At 50.0% G+C, this 24,840-nt stretch carries 20 protein-coding genes; 6 read left to right on the forward strand and 14 right to left on the reverse strand.

What is annotated here, in order from left to right:
* Window positions 1-156 precede the first annotated feature (156 nt).
* The 3 genes from MKX70_RS22075 to MKX70_RS22085 all read right to left on the reverse strand — a co-directional run bounded on the left by MKX70_RS22075 (window position 157) and on the right by MKX70_RS22085 (window position 8,739).
* The gene (locus MKX70_RS22075) at window positions 157-6,552 is read right to left on the reverse strand and encodes a rhamnogalacturonan lyase family protein (RefSeq protein ID WP_340840737.1); all 6,396 of its coding nucleotides are present in this window, start codon (window positions 6,550-6,552) and stop codon (window positions 157-159) included.
* A 376-nt stretch (window positions 6,553-6,928) separates the two neighbouring features.
* The gene (locus MKX70_RS22080; RefSeq protein WP_340786084.1) at window positions 6,929-7,531 is read right to left on the reverse strand and encodes a lysozyme inhibitor LprI family protein; all 603 of its coding nucleotides are present in this window, start codon (window positions 7,529-7,531) and stop codon (window positions 6,929-6,931) included.
* A gap of 404 nt (window positions 7,532-7,935) precedes the next feature.
* Entirely contained in the window at window positions 7,936-8,739 is an 804-nt protein-coding gene (locus MKX70_RS22085; protein WP_340840738.1) for an AAA family ATPase, read from the reverse strand.
* A 255-nt stretch (window positions 8,740-8,994) separates the two neighbouring features.
* On the opposite strand from MKX70_RS22085, the gene MKX70_RS22090 reads away from it, so the two are divergent.
* Entirely contained in the window at window positions 8,995-9,789 is a 795-nt protein-coding gene (locus MKX70_RS22090) for a TrmB family transcriptional regulator (RefSeq protein WP_042236480.1), read from the forward strand.
* A 42-nt stretch (window positions 9,790-9,831) separates the two neighbouring features.
* Window positions 9,832-11,058: an MFS transporter gene (locus tag MKX70_RS22095; protein ID WP_042236478.1), complete on the forward strand. Its 1,227-nt coding sequence runs from the start codon at window positions 9,832-9,834 to the stop codon at window positions 11,056-11,058.
* A 116-nt stretch (window positions 11,059-11,174) separates the two neighbouring features.
* Here MKX70_RS22095 and MKX70_RS22100 read toward each other — a convergent pair whose 3' ends face one another.
* Complete coding sequence (locus tag MKX70_RS22100; protein WP_340840739.1) at window positions 11,175-12,284, reverse strand: NADH:flavin oxidoreductase; 1,110 nt, start codon at window positions 12,282-12,284, stop codon at window positions 11,175-11,177.
* Window positions 12,285-12,502: 218 nt separating this feature from the next.
* Between MKX70_RS22100 and MKX70_RS22105 the strand changes: the two genes are divergently transcribed.
* Window positions 12,503-13,096, forward strand: coding sequence for a TetR/AcrR family transcriptional regulator (locus MKX70_RS22105; RefSeq protein WP_336100400.1), 594 nt, complete (start codon window positions 12,503-12,505; stop codon window positions 13,094-13,096).
* Between the two features lie 219 nt (window positions 13,097-13,315).
* Window positions 13,316-13,582, forward strand: a complete 267-nt coding sequence (locus MKX70_RS22110; protein WP_042236473.1) for a hypothetical protein — start codon at window positions 13,316-13,318, stop codon at window positions 13,580-13,582.
* Between the two features lie 128 nt (window positions 13,583-13,710).
* Here the strand turns inward: MKX70_RS22110 and MKX70_RS22115 are convergent, their stop codons facing one another.
* The 3 genes from MKX70_RS22115 to MKX70_RS22125 form a co-directional block, all read right to left on the reverse strand.
* Window positions 13,711-14,202: a pyridoxamine 5'-phosphate oxidase family protein gene (locus MKX70_RS22115; protein WP_340786106.1), complete on the reverse strand. Its 492-nt coding sequence runs from the start codon at window positions 14,200-14,202 to the stop codon at window positions 13,711-13,713.
* Window positions 14,203-14,319: 117 nt separating this feature from the next.
* Window positions 14,320-14,784: a phage tail protein gene (locus MKX70_RS22120; RefSeq protein ID WP_340840740.1), complete on the reverse strand. Its 465-nt coding sequence runs from the start codon at window positions 14,782-14,784 to the stop codon at window positions 14,320-14,322.
* A 24-nt stretch (window positions 14,785-14,808) separates the two neighbouring features.
* The gene (locus tag MKX70_RS22125; protein WP_340786111.1) at window positions 14,809-15,288 is read right to left on the reverse strand and encodes a GyrI-like domain-containing protein; all 480 of its coding nucleotides are present in this window, start codon (window positions 15,286-15,288) and stop codon (window positions 14,809-14,811) included.
* A 100-nt stretch (window positions 15,289-15,388) separates the two neighbouring features.
* Here MKX70_RS22125 and MKX70_RS22130 point away from each other — a divergent pair, with 100 nt between their 5' ends.
* Together MKX70_RS22130 and MKX70_RS22135 are read left to right on the forward strand one after the other, a co-directional pair.
* Window positions 15,389-16,351: a helix-turn-helix transcriptional regulator gene (locus tag MKX70_RS22130; protein WP_340786113.1), complete on the forward strand. Its 963-nt coding sequence runs from the start codon at window positions 15,389-15,391 to the stop codon at window positions 16,349-16,351.
* Window positions 16,352-16,498: 147 nt separating this feature from the next.
* On the forward strand, window positions 16,499-17,677 hold the full coding sequence (locus tag MKX70_RS22135) for a serine hydrolase domain-containing protein (RefSeq protein ID WP_340786116.1): 1,179 nt from the start codon (window positions 16,499-16,501) through the stop codon (window positions 17,675-17,677).
* Window positions 17,678-17,799: 122 nt separating this feature from the next.
* Here MKX70_RS22135 and MKX70_RS22140 read toward each other — a convergent pair whose 3' ends face one another.
* The 7 genes from MKX70_RS22140 to MKX70_RS22170 all read right to left on the reverse strand — a co-directional run bounded on the left by MKX70_RS22140 (window position 17,800) and on the right by MKX70_RS22170 (window position 24,837).
* Window positions 17,800-18,711, reverse strand: coding sequence for a glycerophosphodiester phosphodiesterase family protein (locus tag MKX70_RS22140; protein ID WP_340840741.1), 912 nt, complete (start codon window positions 18,709-18,711; stop codon window positions 17,800-17,802).
* Between the two features lie 221 nt (window positions 18,712-18,932).
* Window positions 18,933-19,643 (reverse strand): Crp/Fnr family transcriptional regulator, encoded by a 711-nt coding sequence (locus tag MKX70_RS22145; protein ID WP_340840742.1) that lies wholly within the window; start codon window positions 19,641-19,643, stop codon window positions 18,933-18,935.
* 40 nt (window positions 19,644-19,683) lie between these two features.
* On the reverse strand, window positions 19,684-19,866 hold the full coding sequence (rd, locus tag MKX70_RS22150) for a rubredoxin (protein WP_039307922.1): 183 nt from the start codon (window positions 19,864-19,866) through the stop codon (window positions 19,684-19,686).
* A gap of 28 nt (window positions 19,867-19,894) precedes the next feature.
* Window positions 19,895-21,109 (reverse strand): NAD(P)/FAD-dependent oxidoreductase, encoded by a 1,215-nt coding sequence (locus tag MKX70_RS22155; RefSeq protein WP_340786125.1) that lies wholly within the window; start codon window positions 21,107-21,109, stop codon window positions 19,895-19,897.
* A 16-nt stretch (window positions 21,110-21,125) separates the two neighbouring features.
* Window positions 21,126-22,364 (reverse strand): FprA family A-type flavoprotein, encoded by a 1,239-nt coding sequence (locus tag MKX70_RS22160; RefSeq protein WP_340786127.1) that lies wholly within the window; start codon window positions 22,362-22,364, stop codon window positions 21,126-21,128.
* 237 nt (window positions 22,365-22,601) lie between these two features.
* Entirely contained in the window at window positions 22,602-23,306 is a 705-nt protein-coding gene (locus tag MKX70_RS22165; RefSeq protein ID WP_340840743.1) for a class I SAM-dependent methyltransferase, read from the reverse strand.
* A gap of 127 nt (window positions 23,307-23,433) precedes the next feature.
* Window positions 23,434-24,837 carry a M56 family metallopeptidase gene (locus MKX70_RS22170; RefSeq protein ID WP_340840744.1) on the reverse strand — a complete coding sequence of 468 codons (1,404 nt, stop codon included), beginning with the start codon at window positions 24,835-24,837 and terminating at the stop codon, window positions 23,434-23,436.
* Between the last annotated feature and the right edge of the window lie 3 nt (window positions 24,838-24,840).

The following is a 24,840-nucleotide window of genomic DNA, read 5'->3' on the forward strand; positions in this document are numbered from 1 at the left end:
GCCCAAGAATAGCACGCGGAAGCGGGAAATGTTACTGTACTTTTGCAAGATTACTGTATAGAGGGATTGCAAATCTAAATAAAAAAGGAAAGTCCGGGTCGCAGACTTTCCTGAATTTGAAGCTTAAACATCTGCCAGTCTATCAGCCTGACCAGTCTATTTCCGTACCGTGACGATCATCTTCGGCGTTCTGGTTTCACCCGCCGGGTTGCGTAACACCACCTCGTATTCATAGGTCCCGGGTGCTTTGCCGGAAATTGCAGTGACTGCCGATTGTGCACCTGGTGTCTGTGCCCGCAGGGTTTGGGTATCTACCAGAATTCCATTCTCATAGAGATCATATCCGGTAGCATTCGTCCCCCACCACAGATTCATACTTACATTATAGCTGCCGTCCCCGTCCCAGTTGTCGTTAGACAATACGGCTTGCCCTGGAGAGGCATCCGAGACTGTTACACTCAGCGGGGCGCTCTTCGTTGTACCGAGTGAATTGCTCAGTTCGCCTGTATAGACATACGTACCATTCCGTTTGCCGGCAATATCGATCTGTACAGACTGGGCGGCAGGTGACTGGTCTGCCAGAGATACTTCATGGATCAACTCACCGTTCTCATACAGCTTGAACTTTGCGCCGTTGTTACCCCACCAGAGATTCATGGTGATGGCGTAATCTCCGTCTCTCAGCCCTGTATCATGGCCGTTGTTGTCAGACAATACAGGAGTACCGGGAGCACTGTCCGCTAGTGGCGTTCCCTGGCTGATCCATGCTGCCCACTTACTCAGTACATCTGCCTGTTCCGCTGTAAATACCGTATTTCTGCCGGTATTGACATCATTGCCATAGGCTGCTAGCAGGTGGCGTGCTCTCGCACCTTCATGTGCACCCGCTGCAAGTTCTGCCTGCTGCAGCTTGCCGCTAAGCTCTTCGGCAAGTGCCCCTGCATCCGGATCATCCGAAGCAGCTGCGAAGGTACGTGTCAGTTCAGCCAAACTTGCAAAGGTAGCCGAAATACCGAAACTGAAATCCACACTCGTTTCCCGGCCCGCCAAGTCAAAGACCGTAGCTGTTACCTCATGCAAGCCAGGCTCCAGCGTATAACCAGGAGCGTTCAACAGCACACCGCTTGGTTCTGCCACACCGGACACGGTATCGGAAGCTGTATAAATAATCTCTACCTGCTGGTCAATCGTGTATTCCGGCTGTCCCTGAATATCGATGTCCGGAGGGGCGAGATCCACAGGTACTGCAAGTGTCTGTTCAGCCTCCTTATTGCCGTCCAGGTCAACGCTCCAGTAAGTGACGGTGTGCTTGCCCTCATCACTTATCGTCAGTTTCGTGCCGGTCTGGATCTCCCCGCCGTCGATTTGATAGTAAGTCGAATCGACTCCAGAATCTTCATCCGTTGCGGTAAACGTTACTTCTACCGCTGAAGTATACCACCCGTTCTGCAATTCTCCTGCCATAGCCGCTGTAGTCTGCGGCGCTGTCTGATCCGAAGGCTCTTCTTCAAGGGTAACCATACTAGAGAGCGGAATGTCCAGCTTTTGCACAAGCTTTGCGACCATCCCGGATACCTTTACCGCACCGTTCATCTGAAGATGTGTGTTGTCCTCGGTTGTACCTACCCACATAAATATGGATTTGGTACCTTCCGGCCCAAGCTCCTGGAAAGATTCCCAGCTGGCTTGATTCAGATCGATCAGAAGGGCTCCAGTCTCCTGTGCCGTTTCTTTCATCGCCTGCACATATTCCGGGAAGCTCTTGTTCAATACTTCTCCGGTGAAATCGCGCCGGTTCACCGGTGTGACCAGCACCGGAATTGCGCCTCTCTGCACAGTACCGTTAATGTAATCTTTCAGATACACCTTGAACTGCTCCGGTGTAAGATAACGTTCCGGCCGGGACGGTGTGGAATCATTATGCGACCACTGCATGAACAGATAGTCACCTTCATGAATACCCAACAGAATATCGTTAAGATATCCGCCAACCAGGAAGGTCTTACTGCTTAAACCGCTGACAGCACGGTTATCAATACGAATCTGTTCCAGATCGAAATAACCGCCTAGCGTCTCACCCCATCCAGCCTGCGGGCGATAGCTTTCGGCATAATTGGCGACCGTGGAATCGCTTGCCAGATAGAGAGTCGGCTGGTCAGCCGCACCGGTCTCCGGCAGCCGCTCAATCTTCAGCGCATTGATCTTCGGCGAATTGCCGGAGAACGTAAAGTCAAAGACTCCGTCAATCAGGGCAATGTCATACGTAAATTCCTTGAATTCACCCTTCGGCACGGATGTAACCGGCACCTTGGTCATCTGTTCGACAACCACAGCAGCGTTAGTCGCTTCCTGTGCATCGCCAATGGTCATGGTTACACGGTAATTAGCCGGCTTCATTTCAACCAGGAGGCTGCTGCCGTTCATGCGGATGAAATCCTCTGTCAGCGCATTTCCGGTTTCGCGGTTCTCATCCTGTACCAGCGCGGTATCCGTAAAGCCATAGCCATTCCCTTCAATATAAGCCCTTTTGGAATCTACTCTGGTGTATCCTTGGGCAGCGCTTCCGGAGCCGAAATCAAATTTGTATACGCTGATATCACCAGCCGGGCTACTGGTCAGTGATTCCCTAGCGACTGTCAGCAGGTTCACTGCATGGTCGACTTGAGCCTGTGTAGCAGCTGTACCCAGCACTGCTTCCACAACTGCCAAAGCTTTATTCAGCACAGCTATGGATGTGTCCGTATAGGTTGACAGATCCAAAGCTTTTACTTCTTGATGCAGCGTAATCAATGCCGCCTGATCGCCTGCAACCGGTGGAAGCATCTTGCCTTCGAGCTTCACATTATCGATCTGCGTGGTCCAGCTCAGCGTGCCGCCGCCTCCCTTTCTCGTTCCCAGGAACCGGAATCCCCTTACGTTATTGGCATAAACGCCGGGGCTCATCGGGATATCCTTGATCGTCTGAGTGACAGTGGGCTCAGCCAGACTCGTCAATGTCAGATCAATCTTCTTCTCGGCAAAATTAATCTTCACATTGGCATTGACCCACTGGTTCTTCAGAATGTCCGTTGCAATTCCGCCATCTGGAACAGCTGTGGTGCCCGTTCCGTAGTCAGGTGTGTATGGGCCTACAAAATAATGAATTTTTGTACCAGGACTGGTTGTTCCTGTTTTTGTTAACAGTGTGAGAAGGATATTCTCGTTTGCATCCTGCAAGGTCAGATGTCCCTCTGACGGGGTAGCACCTACGTTGCCGGAATGCCAGTTGAAATTAACATTAACGATGTCCCCGTTCACCGCATCGAACAACCGGAACACTTTCGCGCGATTCCCGGAACCGGAACCGGTGACTGACATTACCTTGTTTCCGCTTAGCTCGGTGACCGTGCCTGTCATTGTCCCGGCTATACCCGTGGCATTCACCATTGAATATTGAGCGGCAGCCGGATCACCCTCAAAGTTCTCCTCATAGACCTGAACCTCCGGTTCTGGCTCCGGTTCCGTAATGTCCGGATCGATTACTAACGGTGATATGGTTAATCCCATGTCTTTCACCGCACCGGCTACCAGACCGGCAATAACCTGCGCACCGTAGCTGCTGAAATGCGTATTATCCCCTACGCCGTTCGGGTACTTCGGATATTCGCCGGGATTAGCGTACAGGAAGATTTTCTCCGTAGCCGCCAGGCCGATACGATTGTAATCCGCAATGCTTAACTGGCTCAAATCGATCAGCGGTACATTCAGTTCAGCCGCTACTTCTTTGGCCGCCTTCACATATTCGGGGAAGCTTACGTTAAATTCCTGAGTGACTGTATTGAAGTCTCTTCGTCCTACCGGCGTAAGCAGGACAGGGGTTGCACCGCGCTGCTTGGCTCCGTTCACGTAACGGGTCAGGTAAGTTTTATAATCCGCCGGGGACGCATAGCGGTCAGGAATTCCTATGCTGGCATCGTTATGGCCGAAGGAAATGAAGAAGAAATCTCCCGGTTTGATCCGCTGCAATATCGTATCGAGACGGCCGTCAACCATGAATGATTTGCTGCTTCTGCCGCCGATCGAATCGTTCTGGACCACCGCACCATTCGCAAAATATCGTCCGAATTGCTGGCCCCACCCTTCCTGAGGAGCCTGCGCACTGCTATAAGACTGCATCGTGGAATCGCCGGCCATATAGATCGTCTTTGCAGCTCCCGGCGTCTTCTCCGGGTACCTCTCGATGATGATTTCCTGCACGTCGATGGCTGTGCCAGTGAAAATGAGCTCCAGCTGACCGTCTACCACCGCAATATCATACGAGTAGACCAGAGGTGCTCCCGCGCTTACACCAGTGACGGCCAGCTTTTGAACAAATTCAGATTTGACGCCGATATTGGAATCCCGGGCATCAGCACCAAGCTTCAGTGTTACCTTGTAATTGGCACTCGGCAGGTCAACAGCAAACTTCGTGTTGTCCGGAAGCGAAACATGATTTGCGCGCAGTGTAATTCCGCTTGTACTCTCAAAGCCGTATCCGGTTGCCTCTGTGTAAGGTGTATCCTGAACTGCTGTTGCTCCGGCAGCCGTGTCCGTACCGAAGTCAAAGTGATAGACCTGCTGAGGTGTTCCTTGTGCTCCGGTTAGAGTGACATTCGCTTTAGGGAATTCGGTCGCTTCCGTTCCGAGATAAAATCCGGTGTGCGGCGGCTGGTTATAGGCGACATTCTGCCAGGCTATCCCTAAACGGTATACGGGATCTTGCATCAGCGCAGGAATCCTGTAATTCGTAGGAATGGTTGTCGTATAGAGTCTATACTCCGAGCTGTCTTCGCTGCGCAGCAGCAGCTCCTCACGCCAATCACCCAGGATATCCGCCTGAAGGGCAGGGTTTCCTTTGGTATGATTATTGGTCAAGGTACCGGTTGCCCGAAAAATCTCCTTCAGCTGCTTATTCTCATAATCCCACTTGTAAACGAGCGGAATGCCTTTCGCTGTAGTGTTATTCCATTCATGGTCGAACAGCTCCCGCTGAAGATCCCCGTCCCACCAGACCGCAAAGTTGGCGCTTCGCGGCACTTCATTCTGTTCATAAATAACCTCTCCATTAGCCGCATATCCGCGGGATAAAGGGTCCATCTGACCCTCAACAATCGTGGCTGCCCATGATTCATATCCCGGGTAGTTCGGATCAATATCCGCGGACATTCCGCGTCCGGTATCCTTACCGGTATACTGGCCCCAGATAATCTCACCCGTTGCAGCATCACGCATCTCCAGCCCGTATTCAGCGTTCGTATGCTCATGCACACTCACGATCTGGTAACCTTCCCGGCCCGGATCGAGCTTGCCGGCATGCATCGCATCGCCATGGCCGAGTCCGGTACTGTAGATCAGGGTTCCATCATCATCAATCGCCAGGGATCCGTACATGATTTCGTCTTTACCGTCACTGTCAACATCAAGCACGCTTAGATTGTGATTTCCTTGTCCTTCATATTGCGATCCGGCTTCATTGGTATCAAAGTTCCAGCGCTTTACCAGTTGACCGCCAATATAGTCATATGCGGTAAGCGTGGTGCGTGTATAGTAGCCGCGGGCCATGACTACGCTTGGCTTCACGCCATCCAGATAGGCAATCCCCGCCAGGAAGCGGTCTACGCGGTTGCCGTATCCGTCCCCCCACGCACTTACATCCCCTCTTGGGGGGTCGTAATTCACGGTGGATACGGCTGCTCCGGTCTGACCGTCAAACAGCGTCAGATATTCTGCTCCGGAGAGGATATATCCGCTCTCATTGCGGTAATCCTTCGTACCGTCACCGATAACTGTGCCTTGGCCGTCCTTCGTGCCGTCCGCTGTTTTGACGACGACTTCAGCTTTGCCGTTGCCGTCCAGATCATACACCATCAGTTGTGTATAATGGGCTCCGGCGCGGATGTTAACACCCAGGTCTATTCGCCATAACTTCGTGCCATCCATTTCAATGGCATCGATATAGACGTTGCCGGTATACCCGGCCTGTGAATTGTCCTTGGAATTGCTCAGACTCCACAAGAGAACGATTTCATAATCACCGTCGCCATCCAAATCTCCTACAGAAGCATCTCCGGCGTAGTAGGAATACGTGCCGCCGTCTTTGGTGCGGCCGTCAGCCGGTTTATCCAGCGGAATGGGCATATAGCCGTTGTGCAGCACAGATACGGTCTCCGCCTGCATCTCTTCCTTACCAGCAATGACGGTGGAAATCTGATACTGGGAACTGTCTGCGCCTGTCGCGTCCACGTAATTGGTGGAGCCGCTGATCGGAGCTGAGTTTACTTTATAGCCGTTTTTATATATATTGAAAGCGATTTCATCTGAATCCGTATTCAAGTACCTCCAGCTTAAGTAGACACCGTTATCAACCAGGACCGCTACTAATCCCCGGTTCAGATATTCAGCCTGACGTGCGGGAAGACTGCCCGTTGATTCTGCATGTACCGGAGATGCCGGAATGGCAAGCGGGATAACCAGTAGTAATGATAATAAGAATGCGAACAGTGATTTTTTGACGAAAATTATTTTTTTGCCCATGTACTTAACTCCTCCTATTATTCTAAACTCATTTAGAAATCGGGGGAAACTTGTACGTTCACATCATAGTTGTCATTTAACATACCTGCTGCAGTCCTCTTAACTTAAATATGCTATACCCGCTCAGCCAGAGGTTATCATCCCCTTTCATTATGTCCCACCAAATATGCACAAGTGTATCAAATAATGGGATTCAATTCTGCTCAAAAAAACGCACTTTCAACCCAGAATCGACTATTTTAAAATATAAGGATTTATATAGTTCACGTTATAAATCATTCTTACAGGCACAAAAAAAAGAAATCCTGAGAGGCAAACTACCTGTCAGGATTTCCAGTGGAATTATACCTGTACGCTTACTATACTCCTGCTGTTCTTACTTCATATACAACTCGACCAGCTTATAGCACCGGTCCCGGGTAACCCCGGCCAGCGTGGCGGCATACTCCAGCCCCTCCGCTGTCCCGCCTTCGTATTTGGCTGCGGCTTTGGCCGCTGTCTCATCGCGGAGTGTAATCCAGTTACGCTGTTCCTCTTTCAGCTTAGACATTTCTGCTTGGGGGAGCTGCTGCTTGAGCACCTGATAAATCTCATTCAGTGCTTTGTCCCACCGTTCGTTCTCCTGAACGGCCGCTGCTGTCATTGCAAGCGTTGTACCTTCATCCGACAGAGCCTTCAGGTCTGACAACCCCTCTTCAATCTTATCCAGTTTGTCAAAATAGGCCTGACGCGTGGACTCCTCCGGCTCCGGGGTAGATTCAGCGGTTGTCTCCGGCGAGGGAGCTGCCGTCGTTGTGGCTTCGGGAGCGGGCTGCACAGTGGCAACGGCTGTCGCTGCTGGTGTTATCTCCGGTGCTGCAGAAGTTTCCACCCCGGTCTGCTCAGGAGCCGCTGCATTGCCGTTGCCGGCCTCATTATTGCCGCAGCCGCCTATCAGCAGACTGGAGATCAAAAGTGTGGTTATTATTGCTTTTTTCATAAGTCCTCATCCTGTCGGTTTGGTATAGTAGTTAGCATACTTCACAGATCCGGCTGGAATCAACAGCCTCTAGACTTATTACCTGTAACTGCCGCTTACTAATCATTACCGACCCTGGGATAATAAAAAGAAGAGCCCAAAAGGCTTAACGCCTATCAGGATCCTCTTCATTCAAATCTAATTATGTACGGGTCCTGCAATCTACATTCTGAATAAATTCACAGATTTCCCCGTTGTTTTTGCCGAAGCTATGCTTCACTAATAATATTGTACCGTCAGAATCTACAATCACTGCTGCTCCGGTTAATCCGGGCACCATCATTCAACCTTCTCGCTCACAAATCAAAACGTCCCGATGATCTGCACAAGCATCATCCGGGACGTTCAAATTACACGCTATCTTTTTATAAGGACGGACTGTATTCCTCATAGGACAGCACAATGTGCTCTCGTGTTAAGGGGCTATGCTCTATAATTGCCTTCCGTTTGGCTTTCAGCACAATCTGTTCAATATCTGCAAAGCTGCATCCGGCAAGGCGCCCACATACCTCTTCAGTCAACCCTGCTTCACCATCAAATCCGTTAATCAATTGTTCAATATATTGACGTCTGCTGGATTCATCCGGCAGGGAATAGGTCATTTTCGTATCAAATCTTCTCCAGATCGCCCGGTCCAGTTCATTCTCCAAATTCGTTGCCGCTACAAAAATACTGCTATCGCCGAAGTCATCCAGACATTGCAGCAGGGTATTTACTGCGCGTGCCATCTCTTTGACCTCATCATTGCTCTCCCGTGTTCTGGCAATCGCATCAAATTCATCGAGGAAAAGGACGCAAGGTGTTGCTTTGGCATATTCGAATATTTTGCGGATATTACTGCCGGTTTCCCCCAAATGACTGTGAATAACCGCGTCCAGCCGAACCAGAATAAGCGGAAGCTCTAACATCTGGGCCAAATAGAATGCGGTCAATGTTTTCCCCGTACCTGGCGGACCATACATGACCACTTTATTGGGAATGGGTACGTTGTGTTCTTCGAAAGTTGCCCTCATCCCGAGTATAGTAATGAACTCCTCAACAATCTTCCGGTTCATCTGGGGCAGTACAAGTTGCTTTACTTTTCTGGCACATTCTTTTGGTGTGAAATACGTCCCCATATCTATACCCTTCGCTCTAGGAAGACGCTGATTACTGCTGTTTTTATTCATTATTGTGTTGAAGCTCCTTAACTGGATTATGAGTATTTATTCGTAATTTTTACGTTTAAATCAATATACCTGCTTACTCCCCGTATTGTCAACCGGGGGCACTCAGAGCGTCTAATCCTCCTAAATGGAGCTTCAGGATGAATTGAGCGGGAAAAATTATGCTGCGGGAGTCTTGACAGCTACTCAAGTCAGGAGTAGTATTTTGGAATACTTCTAATGTTCCTGGAAAATCATTGAATCCAAAGGAGGCCCCCTATGATTGATGCTCTACGGAAACTCGGATTGTCCGATCTCGAAGCCCGCTGTTATCTGGCGCTGCACGGTCAGCCCCCTTCTTCCGGCTACGAAGTCTCTAAGCAGGTGTCAGTTTCACGTTCGAATGTCTATGCTGCGCTGCGCGGCCTTGTAGAGAAAGGTGTCTGTCGTGCTGAGGAAGGTGATCCGATTACCTTCGCGGCGATTCCAATCGGACAGGTTGTTAAGCTGCTGCAATCGGAGTTCGAACGAACTGCACGCCTACTGGAGAGTGAGCTGACTACCCTGCCGGATACGCCGCCCTTCTTCAGTAACTGGAAAGGAGATCAGCAGGTAGATCTGGCGATCCGCCGCCTCGCCGCCAATGCCAGGGAGGAGATTCTGGTCGATCTTTGGGCAGAGGATCTGCACTGGGTCGAGGAATCGCTGCTCTCAGCCGAGCACCGGGGTACCGCCGTTCATCTGATGGTTATCGGTGAAATGCCGACGGAGCTTGAACATGTCATCGTACATAGTGTGCCGCCGGGGGGACCGCATCGGTCACGCAATTTCTCCATGCTGCTGGATAAGGAAACGGCGCTGCTCGGCAGCTTCAGCCGGCACGCGCCGGTATCGGCGCTGGAGAGCAACCACCCGGCGGTGCTGAATGTACTGCAGACCTCGTACTTCCACGATGTTGTGATGATGCGGATCGAGAAAGATTTTGCCGGGGAGCTGGAGGACCGGTACGGGAAGGATTATGCACTGATCCGGCGGGAGCATCCCGAGATGCATGCGAAGAACTCCGGCATGTAATGAGTTTAATGTATACCTGTGAATTAGAAAGGATGACATGTTTTGAATTCAAAAGGCTCGTCCGTACTACATAACCGCTCGTTCCTGCGCCTGTGGATCGCACGGATATTCTCGACCAGCGCTTTTCAGATGCTGTCTGTCGCTATTGGCTGGCAGATGTACGCGCTGACTGACAGCGCCTTCCAGCTGGGTCTTGTCGGCCTGGCGCAATTCCTGCCGATGCTCCTGCTGACACTGCCGGCCGGACAGACCGCTGACCGGTACGACCGCCGGACCATCGTCTATCTCTGCCAGCTGATGGAGAGCGTAGTTGTCCTGCTGCTTGTCCTCGGCAGTGTGCAGGGCTGGTTGGGCTCGCTTCATCTGCTGGTCGCCGCCGCCATTCTCGGCGCCTGCCGTACCTTCGAAGGCCCAGCCTCTGCTGCGCTTGTGCCGGACATCGTGGACCGGGAACAGCTGCCGAAGGCCGCAGCCTGGTCTGCCTCCGCAATGCAGACCGCGATGATCGTCGGCCCGTCACTTGGAGGAGTGCTTGTCGTTTGGGGGACTGCCGCTGCCTACATCGCCTCACTTGCAGCGCTGCTGATCTCGACCGTGCTCATCTTCTTCGTCAAGACCGTTCACTTCGTGAAGAAGCTGGACGCCGTCAATATGGACACGTTCCTTAGCGGCTTGAAGTTTGTCTTTGCCCGCAAAATCATTCTTGGCACTATCTCGCTAGACCTGTTCGCTGTGCTGCTTGGCGGTGCGACTGCCTTGCTTCCGATCTTCGCCGAGGATATCCTGAAGACCGGCTCACTCGGTCTTGGTCTGCTGCGTTCTGCACCAGCGGTCGGGGCGATCCTTGTCTCGCTGATTCTAACCCGATATTCGGTGGAGAAAGCAATCGGCAAGACATTGTTCGCCTCCCTCGTTGTATTCGCCTTGGCGACGATTCTGTTCGGGATGTCCCGCAGCTTCTGGCTCTCGCTCTTCGCGCTGTTCCTCATCGGAGCCTCCGACGTCGTAAGCGTTGTAATCCGTTCCACGCTGGTTCAGGTCAACACACCGCAAGAGATGCAGGGCCGGGTCAACGCCGTCAACTCCCTGTTCATCGGCACCTCGAACCAGCTGGGCGAATTCGAGTCCGGTACGATGGCCGGTCTGGTCGGAGCCGTACCAGCGACAGTTATTGGCGGGCTTGGTACACTCGTCATTACCGTGATGTGGATGTATTGGCTCTTCCCGGTCCTCCGGACGCAGAAGACCTATATGGCGGAGAAAGGGTAATAGAGAACGGTTCTTGGAAATTATTCACCCTGTAGATAAAAATAATGGTCTAAATAAAAAAGTTAAGGCTGCCAATGGGCAGCCTTATTTGTGTACCTATAAACACTCTCTATGCTTCAATACAGTTGGGCAGCCGCCTCAGGAGTAAAGGCTTGAATCTCCTCCCCCCTGCCCTCGCGGATTTTCTTTGCCCATGCCGGATCACCCAGCAGCGCGCGTCCTACGGCTACCAGATCGAACTCCTGATTGTCCAGCCGCTTCAGCAGTTCATCCATCCCTTGATGATCCGCTTCCCCGCCTTCAGCGGGATCATTGTCCATGCCTACGGAACCAACAGCAATCGTTGTCTTCCCGGTGAGCTTCTTCACCCATCCGGCGAGACCCAGCTCCGAGCCCGCGAATTCAGGGTCCCAGAACCGGCGGGTCGAGATATGGAAAATATCTACGCCGGTCTGTACCAGCACATCCAGGAATTGCTTCAGCTGCTCCGGTGTATCTACTAGCTTCGCCGTGTAATCAGTCATTTTCCACTGGGATAACCGGATGGAAATCGGATAATCCGGTCCGACTGCAGCGCGGACGGCAGTGACAACTTCGGCTGCGAATGTGGTGCGCTTCAGGAAATCGCCGCCATAGCGGTCCGTCCGCTGATTGGTTTGTTCCCAGAAGAATTGGTCAATCAATAAGCCGTGGCCGCCGGAAAGCTCTATCCCGTCGAAGCCAGCCTGCTGCGCATTCACTGCTGCATCGGCATAAGCCTGAATGACGCCGGAAATCTCTTCTTCTGTCATCGGCTCGCTAATCTTGTTTCCTTGCATATCGAGACCTGATGGCCCGATCGATGGTGCATCCGGGTAAGGCTGGGAACCCATTGGACGAATCATTCCCATATGTGACAATTGGGGAAAAATAATCCTGCCGGCCTCATGAACCTGTCTGACGACTTCACGCCAGCCGCTCAGAGCGGCTTCGCCAAACAGATTAGCGAGTCCCGGATCACTGCTCGCCGCCGGATGGTCAATCATACCAACGGTGATGATCAGCCCCACCCCATTCTCAGCGCGGCGGCGGTAATACGCTGCCATATCCTCCCCTGGAATACCCTCAGGTGCAAAAGCACGCGCCATCGGTGACATTACGATCCGGTTGGGTATATTTAATTGTTGAACCGTATAAGGTTCAAATAAGGTCTCCAGTGAATGAATTTGCTCCTGCTGTTTAGCCATGGTTAACGCCTCCTCTAGATTATATGATTATTCTCAAAGCGGGGTATGAATGCAATAGTAACAAGCTCCAGCCCCCCCATCAACCAACAATCTGCCCAAGTTGTTGCTTAAGCTAGAAGCCGGAAAAACTGTCGTATTGGCAGATCCTATTTGTTGTCTGTCAATAAGGTGATTATAATAAAGGGATTCTACTCACTACTGAAAGGGGTGTTCCTTGGATGGCTGGCATACTCCCCCCCAATCCTAACGACCCGCGGGTGATTCGGACCCGTCAATTAATTCTGGATGCCTTCATCCGACAATTGAATATCATGGACTTCAACTCGATTACCGTCGGCGATATTACCAAAGCTGCCACTATTAACCGGACCACCTTTTATGCACATTTCCAGGATAAATATGCGCTGTTCGAAGCCTTTTTGTTAGACGCCTTTACGAATATGGTCCTCCATAAAGTCGATGCAACGGGACCGTTGACCGAAAAGACCCTTCAGGAGCTAATCGTAGCCTTATGTAACTATCATGAAACCAGCCACCGCTGCTTCAAAAGATATGATTCTGTCGCTCTCCTGCTTGAGGAGAATATCAAGCTGCATCTTGAGAAGCTTATCCTGCAGCTTATTAGCGAATCAGACTCAGCTGCAGATTCGAAGCCGCTTGCCACTGCGGCCACCCTGCTAAGCTGGTCCTTATACGGCGTAACCTACCGATGGAATGTGGAAGGAAGAGCGGAGTCTCCCTCCGAACTTGCGGAGCGGGTCATGCCGCTGATCACGGGCGGATTCCCCATGTTCAATCCGCAAGTTTCCTAATCAGACTGGCCCAGGTGTAAAATCAGCGGCAGCCTCGGACGTGAAAATCGTGTCCAGGGCTGCCGCTGTTTATATTGAGCCAACGTTGTGGGACAATATCGAGATACATAAGCGCTGAATGGTGAAGGTTGTCGCGCACACGGTAGATAGATCATCTTGATTTACGTTTGTTATCCGGATGTGGGGCAAATAATCAGTCTTCAAGTCCGGAAAAGATTGATGGAAATGCGTCAACACCAGCTACACCAATTCCCAATACACTACTATCCGAGACTTCAGATAAGAAAATTGCTATTTTATGGTGTTCAAGAAAAAGCACAAAAAGACATATTTTCGTCATTAGATGTTGTAATAAATGGAGAAACGAAAACATTCAATTGGATCAATGTAACGAACCCCTCCTTCTATCCTCAAATATCGGTCATTGATTTAGATGCAGATGGAGAAGATGAAATTGTCATTGTTCTGACAAAAGGCGCTCAGTGAGAGCGATTCAAACGATTGGTTTGAGCAACCGAAGCCTCCCCCCCGACCTCACATTATAATGGATCAGCAAAAAGATGCCCCGCGCGCCGGAATCCTCCAGCGCCGCGGGGCATCTTTTATCAAAACAACTATTCCAATTCAACCGTCTTGTTCAGATCCGACTTCTCTGTATCCTGATTGGTTATTCGTTTGAACATATAAGTCGCCATCTCCGCCAGATTACCGCTCTTCCAGTATTCAGCAGCTTCGGCATGAACCTGAATCAGGATCACGTTCGGGTCATCATAGGTGGTCTTCAGGAACGTGTTATAGCCTGCACTCCAGAATTCTTTTTTCTTCTCCAGGTCCTCCACGATCTTCGCGGTTCCGCGGATGGAGACATAGGATTTGTCTGCGTACACAACGTTAACCCTCGAATCATGCAGGATCTCATCGAACTTGCTGGTATCCTTCTTCGTCAGGAACCACAGGTCTCCGTCAAACTCAACCTCCTGCGTTTTCATGGGACGGGATACCAGGCCTTCGGGTGAGATCGTCGTGAACATCGCTGTATCTATACCTTTGATAAGGTCTCTGACCGTCTCGACAGCCTCCTGATGATTTTTATCCAATGTCGACATGCTTATCGCCTCGTTTCTTCCGGGTTATGGAATAGGATATCCAAATGCGTATCTATTATTAACCCGATTAGGCGGAAACCTATCTCTAACGGTTCAGTCACAGCTTCACCACCAGGTTCAGTATTCGCCTTTGATGACGAAGAACGAGCCCCTGATCGTTCCGGCCAGCTTAGACTTCTGTCTGGCGAATTTGAACTTTGTCTCCTGCTCTTTGGGAATCTCCATGCCCTCAGAGAGCTTGAATCCGACAGCCCGCTTCTTGGGATCATCCACGGTATACATCACGTTAAGCGCCAGTCCGTCCTCATAAAAGACGTAAGCAAACCGGATATTCTCTACCTGAAACCGCGAGGTCTCCAAAGGCTTGGCCGAAAATTCAAGATCACGTTCTTTTTTCAGAATTCCATTCACATAATCCAGAGTCTCCTGGCTTTCGCTGGCCGGAACAACCGTGAACTCATGCTTGTATTTATTCATGAAGTAACGCGCTTCATTCGCACGCAATCCTGCAAGGGCATCCACTACAGGTGACGACTCCAAACCAGCCGTAGACACCTCTTTGAAATTAACGATATAAGACATTGCACTTCCTCCTCGGCTAACCCGTTATTTACTTACAACAGGAATCCACATTTCACCTACAACCTGTCCGTCCTGCTGCCCCATCTCAACCGATGTATTGGGCCCGCCCACATAGGCGACATCCTTCGCTTCCGGCAGAGCTTGACCAAAAGCAACTCCGGCGAGCTTATTATTCAGTTCTTCAGCCGTTGCCGCTTCCCCTCTAACCACCAGGTATTTACCCTTAGGAAACTGGATAACTCTGGCCTCTTCCGGCGCAGCTGATTCGGTCATGACACCCGCATAATACATCATTTTGTTGTTCACCGCTTCACTCACGGCAAAAATATATTCGTTCACGGCCATCGCCTTCAACTTATCGAGCCTTCCATCTACACTGACGGCCTGCCAGAAGTCTGACTTTTCTTTGTTAATACCGGCATAGTCCGTGTAATCGCTCTTAAGCTCCGTGCCCAGACCTATGACGATGAAGCTGTCTTTTTCTTCTAACGTGTAATTTGCCATGATCGCAACCATCCTTTGTAGTTGAAATTTGTCTTCCTGTCTTGATATGTATATGATAGCCTTAAATCATGTCATAAAATGAAACTGTTTAGGAGTCGCGATGAAAAAAGTTGAACGGGTTAATGTCATCATGCGATATATCAACAACCGTGCCCACTTTACCATTACTGAAATCATGCAGGAATTTAACATCTCCCGTTCGACTGCGATTCGGGATATCCGGGAAATCGAGGCGCTAGGGATGCCGCTTGTCGCTGAAGTTGGACGGGATGGCGGGTATTCTGTGATGCGCAATTCTGTCCTTCCCGTGGTCCGATTTACAGATAATGAGCTCAAAGCCCTGTTCATTGCCTTCATGGCCACAAGAAACGGGCAGCTCCCTTATCTCAAGAGCCGTCAGTCTCTAACGGAAAAATTACTCGGACTCGTCTCGGAGAACCAGCAGGAGGACCTGTTTCTTCTGAATCAAATCCTGCTGTTTGAAGGGACCAACCCGAACAATCCTGACCTGCTTGATCTGTCTGATCTCCCCCACCCCATGCTTGAGAAGCTGATCCAGATCCTCCTGGTTGACCGCTATTTGCTGATTACCAGCGAAGAAGCGAAGCTCCTCCAGGTTTATCCCGTTTATCTCTTACGCCTCTATCGTGAGAAAAGCTTTTGGCTGATTGAGGCCTTCGACTTAAACGATGAAAGGAAGCGGATTATTCCTGTTGACCAAGTCACCGATGTTGTCCTAAATCCGGATAAAAAAAGATTAAGCAGGAAAAAGATTCTGGAAAAACTGAGCAGTCAGGAAGAAGAAGTCAACCTCGTTCTTGAACTCGGCCCCAAGGCGATTGCCCAATTCAAAAAATATCATCCACTGAAGGTATCGCTCTCCTATACGAATCCTTACCAGAGCACAGCCATTCTCAAGACGTATATCCATGCGGATATGCCCGACGAACTGGCGGAAATCATAAACTGGCTGCTTTTCCTGGGCGGGGATATCAGACTTAAGGAAGCGCCGGAGGAAATCTGGGAAGGGTTAAAAGAGAGACTGCGTTTATTATGCCTATAATCAGTGTGCCACTAAGTGTACCGGATATTCAGATTACTATGGACTCTATACAACCTGTCCAAAAGAGTTTAATATTTTCAAGTAGTGTAATGACAATATCTGATTTGGCAGCAGGGAACTTATCCGGTAAAGGAGACTTTAGAAATCATGCTAAATTCAAACACAACCAGCCTATTGAAAAAAACATTGCGAGCCAGTATCGGTAACCAGGAAATCGCAGGTGCGAACCTGATGGTCATCAAGGACGGCCGCGAGGTGTTCTATCACGAAGACGGCTTAGCCGATGTCGAAGCGGGACGTCCTATCGCCCGGGATTCGATCTTCCGTTTATACTCCATGACGAAACCGGTTACATCCGCCGCTATCATGCTGCTGCTAGAGCGCGGAGAGATCGATTTGTTCGATCCGGTAAGCCGTTATATTCCAGGGTTCAAGAACCAGCTGGTCGAAAAGAACGGAGAACTGGTGCCTGTCAGCCGGGAGGTTGTCATTCATGATCTGCTGAATATGACCTCGGGTCTGGTATACGGAGGCGGATCAGACCAAGCCGCTCTGCATACGGAGGCTTTATTCCAGGAGCTGGACAGCCGCTTGCACGGCGATAACCGGATGAGCACCATGGAATTCGCCACCCGTCTGGGTGAAGGCCCGCTTTCGTTCGAACCGGGATCGTTCTGGCAGTACGGGACATCGGCGGATGTTCTGGGAGCCATTGTGGAAGCGGTTAGCGGGATGCGGTACGGCGAATTTTTGCAGAAGGAAATATTCAGCCCGCTGCAAATGCAGGATACCGGCTTCTGGCTGCCTGAAGACAAAAGAAACCGCCTGGCCAGAGTCTACCAGGAGGACGGCGAAGGCGGCTTGAAGCTGTATGCGGAGAGCCATCTGGGTATCTATCATCACATGGATCGGGAACCGGCCTACGAGTCAGGCGGAGCGGGCCTAGTCTCTACGATTGACGATGCCGCCAAGTTCACCACCATGCTGATGAACCAGGGCAGCTTGAACGGCGTTCAGCTGCTCAAGCCTAGAACCGTTCAATATATGACTACAGCTGTTCTAAGCGATTGGCAGCAAAAAGGCTTCGATACCTGGCATTCCCTGCAGGGGTATAGCTATGGCAACCAGATGCGTATCCTGAAAGACACCGGAAAAGCCGGAGTGATCGGCGGCCAGGGTGAATATGGCTGGGATGGATGGCTGGGAGCTTATTTCACCAACAGTCCGCAGGACGGCCTGACCTTCCTGTTCATGATCCAGAAAAAAGATGCCGGCACACTGCCAGTTACTCGCAAGCTGCGTAATATTGTGTTTAGTTCGTTGTAAGTAACCTGCTCTTCTTGTCGAATATACATACAGGGTCCAACTCTTGTCCTCCATAAAGAACAAGAATTGGACCCTGTGCTATGAAATAAGAAATTTGCGCTCTCTCCACACGCTCTGCTAAGTTACCAGTTCGCGTTCTTCCTGTTCGTCTCAATGACTTCATGGAAACGGTCAGGAAAATTCGTATAGACTCCATCTACCCCCCAGGAATAAGCTTTATCCATATTGAGCTGATAATTAATGGTATAGGGCATGACCTTAAGTCCCGCCCGCTTTATCTGCGCCACATAAGACGCGCTGGTCCCCTGGAAATTCGGGCTGATGCCAACAGCATAGGACTTCACATCCGCCAGATAAGCTTCGGTCAGTCTTACCGAGGTATAATCATTCCATACAAGCTGGTACAACGGGATATCCGGGTTGATGGAATGGAACTTCCGCAGACTGGCTGCGCTGAAGGAGTGTATGGCCACTACTTTTTCCAGATCATATTTCTTAATGTATTCATTCAAGAGGACTTCAATATTAATCTTCGGCGTTGATTCCTTGATTTCAAGGACATAGCTGATCTCTTTGCCAAAGGTTTCGAATACCTCATCAAGTGTGGGGATGGTGGTCCCTACATATATTTCTCTGGCAAACATCGGATACGCCTTATTGAACCACGACCCGGCATCCAGCTGTTTGATCTGCTCCAACGTCATGTTCCTTACATACCCTTTGCTATTGGTCGTGCGGTTGACTGTATCATCGTGGATAACAACAGGTATCTGATCCTTGGTCAGGTGGATATCCAGCTCAATTGAGTCGGAATCCATTTCACGCGCCAGCTCGAAGGCCGGTATCGTGTTCTCCGGAGCATATCCGGACGCACCACGGTGGGCGATCGTATATACTTTTTCCGCCGGATCGATGATTTCTTTCACTTTAACCCGGATGGTCGGGAAGGAAGCGTACAGTGTTGTAAATAAGAGTATACATATTAGTACATGCATTCCGATAAAATAAGCTTTATGGCTGACTATCTTCTTCATTCCGTCGTCCTCATTTTCCTGTAACCTTTACTTTTGCAAATATTATTATATTAACAGTTAGGGTGATTGAAATCCACATTTTTAATTAACGCTTCTCCGGATGCTTCTATAGTATGTTCCCACCAGGCCGGGCGCTCTTGAATTAATTCTAACTGATACCGGGCATTCAAAAGCGGCATCTCCCCATTATCTAATGGTGGAAATGCCGCTTTTATTATGATTCAACTTCCCATATACTTCTCCACACCGGCCGGATCCATGAGCACCAGCTGCTTGTTACCAATCAGCTTGATTAGACCCGAATCTTCAAACCTGGAGAACTTCCTGCTAATGGTCTCGCGGGTCACCCCGACATAACTAGCCAGCTCTTCGCGGGACAGCGGAAGATCAATATGAATATAGCTGCCATGCCGCTTGCCGTATTTGTCACTGAGTTCCATGATCATACAGGCAATCCGGATTTCCGGATCTTTGGTCGCCAGGCTCTGCGCCAGATTCTCTGTGTGGGCGAGTCTTTTGGTTACACTCTTCAGCAGCCGTAGAGAGATATCCGGATTATCTGTCATTAACTGCTCCATATCCTTCCGGGTCAGCATACAAATATTAGTGTCTTTCAAGGCATATGCGTTAAAATTGCTAAGCTCATCACTGTTAAAAATACTGAGCTCCCCGAAGAAATCCCCGTTCGTCAGAATGTGCAAGATTTGTTCCTTGCCTTCTGGAGTCATTTTGGATAGCTTCACATGCCCCTGTTGAATAATGTACAGCGTATCTGACGGCGCCCCCTCGAGAATTAACGGCTGGCCTTTAGTATATTTGCGGTGCTTAATCATAGCGCTAATTCTGGTGAGATCATCGTCCGTCAATGCAGCAAAAATCGGCACCTTGCGTGTACAAGGTTCTGCGGCGTGCTGGCAGGAGTGCTCTTTCATACCGTTCCCCCTGAAATGTAGTATTTAGAAGCTGCTTACTCTAATGAGTAACAGATTTCTTATCTTCAACCGCTACGAAATGACTTGTATCCTCTCCGCAGACCGGACATACCCAGTCTTCAGGCAAATCTTCAAACGCGGTGCCGGCGGCTACGTCCTCATCAGGATCGCCTATTGCCGGGTCATAGATATAGCCGCAGGGTGTACAGATGTATTTCTTCATTCTTCTCAGCTCCTAATAGGTTGTTTTTTTAGTTCAATCGGGATTGCACTTCAGCCATAATGGCTTCTATGTTATTGCCGGCAAGATGAATTCCGGTCAGGCTGATCCCCTGTTCAACAGCCGACTTATAGGTCAGGGAGGCAGCGGCTCCTTGCCAGGATAACGCACCGGTAATTGTATTATCTTTCACATAGATCCGCGTATAGGCGCCATTCTCTTCTCCGCTGACCGCCACATCGCATTGCCGTTCATCTGTGTTGCCAATAGAGAACAGAGAGATCCCAAAAGCATTAAACAAAGTAACCGGAACCGCCCTGCGGTAAACGGTCAGACTGTCAGCCATGTTGCTGCCGGCAATCCTTCCCTGTTCTATTGCGCCGCCCCATAGTCCTTCAACATGCCCGTTAATTTCAGCAACATCACCGGCAGCAAAGATGTTCGGATCACTGGTTTGCAATTGTTCGTTTACAATAATGCCGTTCCGGACTTGAATAGCCGACCCGCTTACAATCGCCGTGTTAGGGACAATTCCGATAGAGTATACAACATGGTCACACGGGAAGTTAGAACCATCTTCCAGCGTAATCCCGGTAACATAGTCTGTACCCGTAATAGAGTTTACCCCTGCTTGCAAGATCACCTTCACTCCGGATTGTTCCAGAGTCTCCTTAAGCAGGCTGGAGGAGTGCCCGTCCAGCTGTCTGCCCATCAGGGACGGGGCTGCTTCGATCACGGTTACCTCGTAACCTCCTTCGAACAAGGCCCAAGCCGTCTCGATGCCCTGCACGCCTCCGCCAATTACCGCTATGCGGCTGCCATTCTGCAGACTATCTTTTAACCGGTCCGCGTCGTGCATGTCTCTGATAGTATGGACATTCTGAAGTCCGGCACCTTCAATAGAGAGTGCACGGTTCCTCGCGCCCATACACAACAGCAGCTTGTAATATTCCACACGCTGACCGTCCTCTGTCTCTACCATCCGGCAATCCGGCTGGATCGAGGTGATCCGGGTTGAGGTCTTGACGTTTATACGGTTATCACGATACCATTTCTCTTTCTTGATCAGTACTTTCTCGCTGTGCAGGTCGGTGAACAGGCCTTTGGTCAGCTTAATCCGGTTATACGGAAGCCCGCTTTCCTCTCCGAGAATCGAAATTTCCGCTTCCGCGTCCTGATCGCGTATTGCTTTGGCCGCATGGACGGCGGAGACGCCGCCGCCGACGATTACATAATGCTTTGTCATGAGTTGTTCCTCCTCCCTAGATTGAGCTCAGCAGCAGATCCGATACAAATTCAGCCGCATTTTTAATTTTCTGGACCTTCTCTGGCTCTTTAGGGGAGAATCTTACTCTTACTGGGAACTCAACATGTGTCATGCCGGTGGTTTTGATGACCTCCGAAGTGCTTTGCACGGTCATATTCGTTCCGTTCAGATAGTCCTGAATGACCTCGATGGCTTCTCCGCTCCAGCCGTACGAGCCAAAGGATGCCGCAAGCTTGCCTTCCAGATTCATATGCTGCAGCTCCTTCAGCACATCCTCCAGGTTCCCGATCATGTCCGCATATTTAGTAGAGCTGCCGATAAAGACAGCGTCTGCAGAAGCAATGCTGTTCAGAATATCCGCAGTGCTGCTTTTATCCGCATCCCAGACTTCCGTTCCGATATTATTCTCCTGCAGGCAATCCTGGATGATTTTGGCCATTTTCTTCGTGCTGTTCTTGATGGTGGTATATACGATGACTGCTTTTTTACCCTGAGTCGTTTCGCGGCTCATCGTGGCGTACAGATCAATGAATTTACGAATATCCTCCCGGATCAGGAATCCATGGGATGGGGCAATCATACGGATATCCAGATCCTTGACCGCTTCCAGCAGTGTTCTTACATATCTTCTGTGCGGATGAATAATGGCGGCATAATAGCCCTTGTAATCTTCGGTGATATCAAATCCAGCTTCATCACTGAACAGATTCTCCACAGCTACATGTGTACTGAAGATATCGCAGGGGAACAGGATCTGATCCTCGATACAATACGTGATCATCGTCTCGGCAGTATGAAGGTACGGCGTTTCTTTGAACAGCAGGGTTTTCCCGCCGATATCCAGCGTATCGCCATCTTTAACGACCAGGAAGTTCCGGCTGTGCAGCTTATACATTTCCTGCAGTTCCGGCACAGCGATTTCGGTGCACACGATCGTGGCGTTTAGAGCCTGGGATGCAAGGGCTGCCAAGCCGCCGGAATGGTCGGGCTCCGTATGGTTAATTACGATGTAATGAATATCCATGAGGTCAATCATTCCGGCGAGACACTCGGCATATTCACGGCCGAACTCCATATCTACTGTATCAATCACGGTCGGCTTGCCCGTTTTTAACAGATAGGAATTATAGGTTGTTCCTTTAGCCAGAATCAGGCGGTGGAACGGAACCTGACGGTTATCTATTTTGCCTACCCAGTAAGTATCCCCGGCGATTTGTTTGAATTGTGTACTCATATTGTGAACCTCCAATGTTTGATTGATAATCCTTATCAGCAACCTCATTCTATTACGGCTGCCACACAAAAAGGAGGATTCAAATCAAATTCCGGAAGTTTATTAAACAGCTCAACGCTATACTTTTAATGTAGACGATTGAACAGAAGTGGTGGTGCGTATAGTCACAGTTGGACAGAAATAATGAAATTTCTCTTGCGTGTCAGCGGTCAAAATAAAAAGCCGATCCCCATGAGATCAGCTCTTCTTAGCAACAAACGTTATACAATCCGAAGTCAGCCTAACAGGTTTACCCTTTCTGCTGATTTCATATTCCAGCGGTTTTACGAAGCGTTGCTTAACTTCCCAGCCGGCGTACTGCTGGTCCAGCAGCTCAAACATTCTTGCAGTAGATAGATTCACTTCAAACATGGGATCGAGTTCTTCCGCTTGTGCGAGGTTAACTTCACGAATGTTCGACGCGATAATAATACAATTCGCTCCATTTCGTTTCGTTCCGGCATTCATTTCCTGCAGTTTCCGCTCCAGTGCCTGTTCCGAACTGATATGCTCTAAAGAAGATACGGCTACGATAATATCATACTCATCTGGTTCAATGGTGAACTGTTCAATATCGGATAACCTTGCCACTATGTATTGCTCAACTCCAAATTCCTTACTGTAATGATATAGTTTATCTATAGCCGATTCCAGCAGGTCAACGCATACCACTTTACCATTTCTGTGCTTCAAAGATTCAGCGATAGGCATGCTGTTCCGGCCGATCCCCGATCCCAAATCCAGCACACTTAAGTATTCCCGCTCCTTATATTCCTCTAAAAGGCTGATCACCGTCTTAACGGGCCTGTGCAGCCAGGACCCTGGCTCGAATAAGTCGTATGTATCGTAACAGTCATCATGATATTTCTTTTCTTCGGATCTGATATTGGCTATTCTGTCCATTGGTTCACCTCAAGTTACATTATAAGGGTTATCGCAGAAATAGTATGTTATAAAAAGAGCCTGTTGAGAGTTATCAACAGGCCGTACACTGCCGTAGGGCAGTTAAATATAACGATCTTCTATCAGGCTATTTCTGTGCCGCAGTAGCAGCTGCCAATTCCGCCGGAACCGGCTGTGGAACTGACCCTTCCTGAGCTGGCGCGAGGACATTGTCAGCGGGACCTGGCACAACTTCCGGAACCGGCTGTGGAACTGACCCTTCTTGAGCTGGCGCGGTGACACTTTCAGCAGGAACAGTAACAGTAACAAGTTTCGGGGCAGGCTGTGCTACTGGTTCTTCCTGGGCGGATACGGAGTAGCTCTCAGCGGGGACAGTAACTGCTTCCGGGGCAGGCTTTGAGGTTCCCCCTTCCGGGGTAGCAGCTGAGGCACTTTCGGAAGCCACTGTGCTGGATGCTGTATCCGGTTGGATTAAACTTCCGTCAGCTCCTGCGAATTCCGCGGCTTCAGTAGGAGAGTGCTCTGAATCAGCTACCACCTGCGGCGTGATCTTTGAAGCCCATGCTGCAGCTGAGGTACTGATTCCTGCGATTAATAATACTGCTGCTACCGATAAGATAATGGTTTGCTTTTTCAGCTTCTTTGCATTAAGCATATGAGTCAATCTCCTTTTTAATTGTTTGCCGTCACCGGACAACGGGGTATAGAACTGTTCGGGTAGACCTTTTGAGCCGGCCATTACGTTCAAAAGTGTCACGCCATAGCGCTTCCGCTCGGCATGGGACATCTCCTCTACAACCTCTTGATCACAGGTCAGCTCGCTCCAGGTATGAAGCTCCTTGCGAACCGAGTGAACCATCGGATTGAACCAGTGCAGAGCACTGACTCCGAGCATTAAGACCTTGATCCACAGGTCCTTCCGCTTCAGATGAATCAATTCATGGCGGAGTACCATGTCCAGGCTTGCACCATTCTCTGCCGGCAGGTAAATAGAGGGTTTCCATAGACCGGCAAGAAAGGGACTGCGTGCTATGGGACTGTACGCAAGCCCAACATTACTTTTCAGGCCAAGCTTCTCCTTGATGCTCCCCAGCAGGATAGCAGTCTCACTATCCGCCGGTACAAGGGTACGCGTACGTTCGAGTTTTATCATAAATCTGCGGTAACCGTATAATTGCCAGGCGGCATAACTGATCCCCCCTGCTGCCCAAATGCCCAAGATTATATAGGCAGCATGGGCTGAGAGGATCACAGCAGGCTGGAACGGGTCAGATATGAACCCGGTAAACTTGGCCGGCTGTGAACCCTGTAAGCTTGTTGCTATGCGTGATGCGTTGAGCTGTGATAACCACGGAAATATAAGGGCTATAGGGAACAAATACAATGCCACAGCCAGCTTAATGAGTCCGTAACGCCATTTTGCAGGAAAAAGCTCGGTAGATAACCAGCCCAAAGCATGAATACTGGCAGAAACTATACTTCCGGCAACAGTCAGGGAGAACAGAATTTCAAGTAGGGTGTTCATCATCATCAC

It is taken from the genome of Paenibacillus sp. FSL R7-0312, assembly GCF_038004445.1.
Lineage (GTDB): Bacteria > Bacillota > Bacilli > Paenibacillales > Paenibacillaceae > Paenibacillus_AQ.